This window comes from Fulvivirga imtechensis AK7 (assembly GCF_000331535.1).
GTDB classification, from domain to species: Bacteria; Bacteroidota; Bacteroidia; order Cytophagales; family Cyclobacteriaceae; genus Fulvivirga; species Fulvivirga imtechensis.
This window is the reverse complement of record NZ_AMZN01000133.1, coordinates 1-3,686: the sequence shown is the minus strand read 5'-3', so window position 1 is coordinate 3,686 and position 3,686 is coordinate 1. Positions and strand designations below refer to the sequence as shown.

At 39.3% G+C, this 3,686-nt stretch carries 5 protein-coding genes; 4 read left to right on the top strand and 1 reads right to left on the bottom strand.

All coding sequences use genetic code 11. The features are described from left to right. Both C900_RS26630 and C900_RS26625 read left to right on the top strand, forming a co-directional pair. Positions 1 to 495 (top strand): hypothetical protein (locus C900_RS26630; protein WP_040497637.1); only part of this gene is annotated, 495 nt, incomplete at its 5' end. Further along, positions 485 to 1,111 (top strand): hypothetical protein, encoded by a 627-nt coding sequence (locus C900_RS26625; protein WP_009583570.1) that lies wholly within the window; start codon positions 485 to 487, stop codon positions 1,109 to 1,111. The genes C900_RS26630 and C900_RS26625, both read left to right, overlap by 11 nt. 71 nt (positions 1,112 to 1,182) lie before the next feature. Here C900_RS26625 and C900_RS26620 read toward each other — a convergent pair whose 3' ends face one another. Continuing rightward, positions 1,183 to 1,530, bottom strand: a complete 348-nt coding sequence (locus tag C900_RS26620; RefSeq protein WP_009583569.1) for a helix-turn-helix domain-containing protein — start codon at positions 1,528 to 1,530, stop codon at positions 1,183 to 1,185. 172 nt (positions 1,531 to 1,702) lie between these two features. Between C900_RS26620 and C900_RS26615 the strand changes: the two genes are divergently transcribed. Then, positions 1,703 to 1,915 (top strand): hypothetical protein, encoded by a 213-nt coding sequence (locus tag C900_RS26615; protein WP_009583568.1) that lies wholly within the window; start codon positions 1,703 to 1,705, stop codon positions 1,913 to 1,915. Then, a partial coding sequence (locus C900_RS29550) for a CHC2 zinc finger domain-containing protein (protein WP_083867601.1) occupies positions 1,915 to 3,686 on the top strand: 1,772 nt, incomplete at its 3' end. The genes C900_RS26615 and C900_RS29550, both read left to right, overlap by 1 nt.

Here is a 3,686-nt window from a genome sequence, read left to right as displayed (position 1 = left end):
GCCCAGAATGCAGGGTTGATACCTGCAGATTTCAAGAAGAATAATTTTGGAGAAATGCTTCTATATAATTTAAGGGAAGTCTACAGTGATTATAAAAGCGATGGAAGTGCTAATAGAAAAAGGTATGAATTACGTGATGTTTTTAAAATCAATTCCCTCAGAAAAGATATAGGAAGTGCTGATCATGCAACTTTTAAAATAGCAGGAAGTGATGTAAGTATCATTGTTGTTTTAAAGGAAGATATCAATGGTAATTATCTTACTTCAGGAGAGAACCAATTTACAGGCACTAAACCAGATTTTAGTCATATAAAATATCCTAATAGGTACGTATTTTCTATGAAGGTTGAAGGAATTACCTTTTCAATAACAACTCCGATAAATCAGGGGGCTGTAAATGCGGCACAAACCCATTTAAATAATATGGCAAGATTTATTTATAGTATGCCAACACCAGGTTTTAACCTTTCACTTGCAAATCCATATGGCAATTAGATTAAGTATAATTTTTAGTTTAGTGTTTTTGTTTAATTGTTCTAAAAAAGAAGAATCTAAAGTAGCATTAACTTATAAAGATGCTGTTTGTGCTGAACAATCAGCGGTTGATTATTTTATCCATGAATTGATTAACAAGGATAGTTTATTCTATGTAGTGGGTGATGATGGGTTATATTTTGAAGTAGCACCACAAACATTCCTTGAGGATAGTCTTTTTGTTGATGGATTATTTTTTTGGAAAAAGATATATGCTACAAATAAAGTGAAAGGACTTACCCGTCCTTTCCATACTTCAAAAGAGTTGAAAATCTTCGGTTCCAAACCGGATGAAATACAAAAAGCAAAGGAATTTGAAAAAGACCTTGAAGACAAAAAAAAGACAGAACTACCTTTGATTAAAGTTGAATTTCCTCCGACAATTTCAATAATTGAATCAAGCAAAATTAAGGGGATACACTTAGTTAACTCTTTGTTCCTTGAAACTAAACATCATTTAGAATCAAGTGATCAATATTTAGTGGAGATTAGTGTATATAATTTAGAGTATGATGAATATAAATCCATCTTATTTTACATGGATAAAAACTGCAAAGTTTTGGATTGGAAAATGTAGTTTATCTAGTGCGAAAGTTACTTCCGTGAAATAATGAAATATTAAGAAGCCTTGCAGGGATGCAGGGCTTTTTAATGTGCTAATTTTTGCACTTGTCTTTTAGTCAGGAAAGCATCGATAAAGGTTTTAATGAGGTGCTTATCTTCTGCATTCAATTGCTCTACTGCTTTGAATTGTTTTAGGAGCTCTTTGTCTGTTAGCTGGGTGGCTATTACCTCATCATTGCTACCATTCATTAAATAATCACCGGTCGTATCAAGGGCATTGGCCAACTTCTGCAACACATCGGAAGAAGGGTTAGACTTTTGTGTCTCATACCTGCCTATTTGGATATAAGTCAAGCCTACCATTTTGGCCAGCTCTGATTGAGTGAGCTTTTTTTGTACTCTAAGTTCCTTTATTCTCTCTCCAAATCCCATGTTTTATAATATCCAAGTTGCTAAATAATACATCTATCTATCAAAAATAAGCATTTAAAGCCATTTTTAAAACATTTACGGTTAAATGTAAAACATAAACATTTTATATATTAAAACAAATTTGTATTATTGCCATACAATCATGTATCACTAAATTTTTTTAAAAATTGTTATGGCCGATCTGCACCACCACGACTTTAAGAAACTGGATACCTACCTGCACGATACCGGAGCGGTTTACATCAGCGACCTGCTGGACGAAATGCTTTACATCCTTATCGTGTATGTGAGCGATAACCCGCACACCATGAAAGACCCAGCCGAGCAGTTTTACCACCTTCGGCAGTTGAGAGATCTTTTTAAAGAACTTGAAATCGAAAGCTAATGGAGATAGCAGAAATCAAACAGCAATTAGGTTTAGCGCAGGTACTGGATTATTACCACCTGAAGCCAGACAAACACTTGCGGTTACACTGTCCCTTCCACGATGACAAAACCCCGAGCCTGCAAGTGTATTACAAAACGCAAACCTGTTATTGCTTCAGTGCCAACTGCAGCACCCACGGGAAGAGCCTCGATGTGATCGACTTTATTATGCACATGGACAAGAGCACCAAACACGAAGCCATTAAAAAAGCAGAAAGCATGATAACAGGAACCAATGCTGACGTTCCCTCCGGTCGGTCAGCACGAGTTCGTGAGCTCAGCAGAGCTGACCTACTCACCCGAATGTTCACCTACTTCAGGAACGGAGTACACAACAGCAAGCCAGCTAAAGAATACCTCGAGAGCAGAAATCTAAACAAAGACAAACTACAGGTCGGCTACAACAGTGGCCAGTTCCACCATGGAAACAGGAAAGAAAAACACCTGGTCGAAAGCTGCCTGAAATATGGCCTGTTGCTGGACAGAGGCCATATAAATAACAGGACAGGAGAAAAAGCCTACAGCCCTTTTGGTAAAAACTGCATCGTGTTTGCACTCAGGAACCCACAAAACCAAGTGGTAAGCCTGTACTTTAGAAGTACGATTAACAACCAGAAATCAAGACACTTTTACCTGAAAGACAGACAAGGGCTTTACCCAAACCATCCCAAACCAGAAACTAGAAAACTGATCCTGACAGAATCCATCATTGATGCAGCCACTTTGCAGCAGCTGGAACTACAGGATTATGAACTGCTAGCCCTTTACGGCACTAACGGACTAACAGAAGAGCACGCCAAAGCTATTGAGGATCTGCAGGAGTTGGAAGAAATCATCTTCTTTTTAAATGGAGATGAAGCCGGAAGGAAAGCCACAGAGAAATATAGTAAAGAGCTGCAGCAACTAAAACCATCAGCAAAAATCACACAAGTAGAAGTTCCCAAAAACGAAGACATAAACAGCTTAGCCCAATCTCACGAACCTGAAATATTTACCCACCTGTTGCAGGGAAGAAAACCAATAGGCTTACTTCCTTCAACTGAAAAGAAAGACCCAAAGCCTGCAGTAGCATCCAAGCCAACCATAGAAACCAAATGCATCCTGAACACGGAGAACCCCGAGCAGATCACCTTTGAAAACGAATGGCTGACGGCCACCGTCTGGGGCGGGATCGAGAAAGAGAACCTTAGCCGCTTAAAGATCAGCCTGCACATTAAAAGCAAAGAGAATAAATACAAGACCTTCCGTGATGATGTGAATCTGTACAGCCACCAGAGCACCAAAAAACTGATCCAGAACCTTACAGAAGCTTTAGAACTCAGCACCACGCAGATAAGCAACACCGTAACAGAACTGACCGAGCAACTGGAAGAGTATAGAATGAAAGAAAGAGAAGCGCAGGTAAAAGCCCTGAAACCCAAGCTTTATGAAATGACCGACAAGGAGGAGCAGCAGGCCATGAAGTTTTTGAAATCTCCTGAACTGGTAAAAAAGACCTTAACATTAGTCAGCCAAAGCGGCCTGATCGGAGAGCAAAAGAACGGTTTACTACTCTTCTTCCTGTACTTATCGAGGTTCTTTGATGAACCCTTGCACGCCATCATCTTTGGAAGATCCGGAAGCGGTAAAACCTACCTGCAAACCAAGATCAGCGAATGCCTTCCGGAGGAATCAGTACGCACCATTACCAGCTTAACAGAAAACACCCTTTACTACTCTACCAGAGACTT

Excerpts from the sequence above, each read along its gene's own strand:
- C900_RS26625 (WP_009583570.1), top strand. The coding sequence starts at position 485 with ATGGCAATTAGATTAAGTATAATTTTTAGTTTAGTGTTTTTGTTTAAT.
- C900_RS26620 (WP_009583569.1), bottom strand. The coding sequence starts at position 1,530 with ATGGGATTTGGAGAGAGAATAAAGGAACTTAGAGTACAAAAAAAGCTC.
- C900_RS26615 (WP_009583568.1), top strand. The coding sequence starts at position 1,703 with ATGGCCGATCTGCACCACCACGACTTTAAGAAACTGGATACCTACCTG.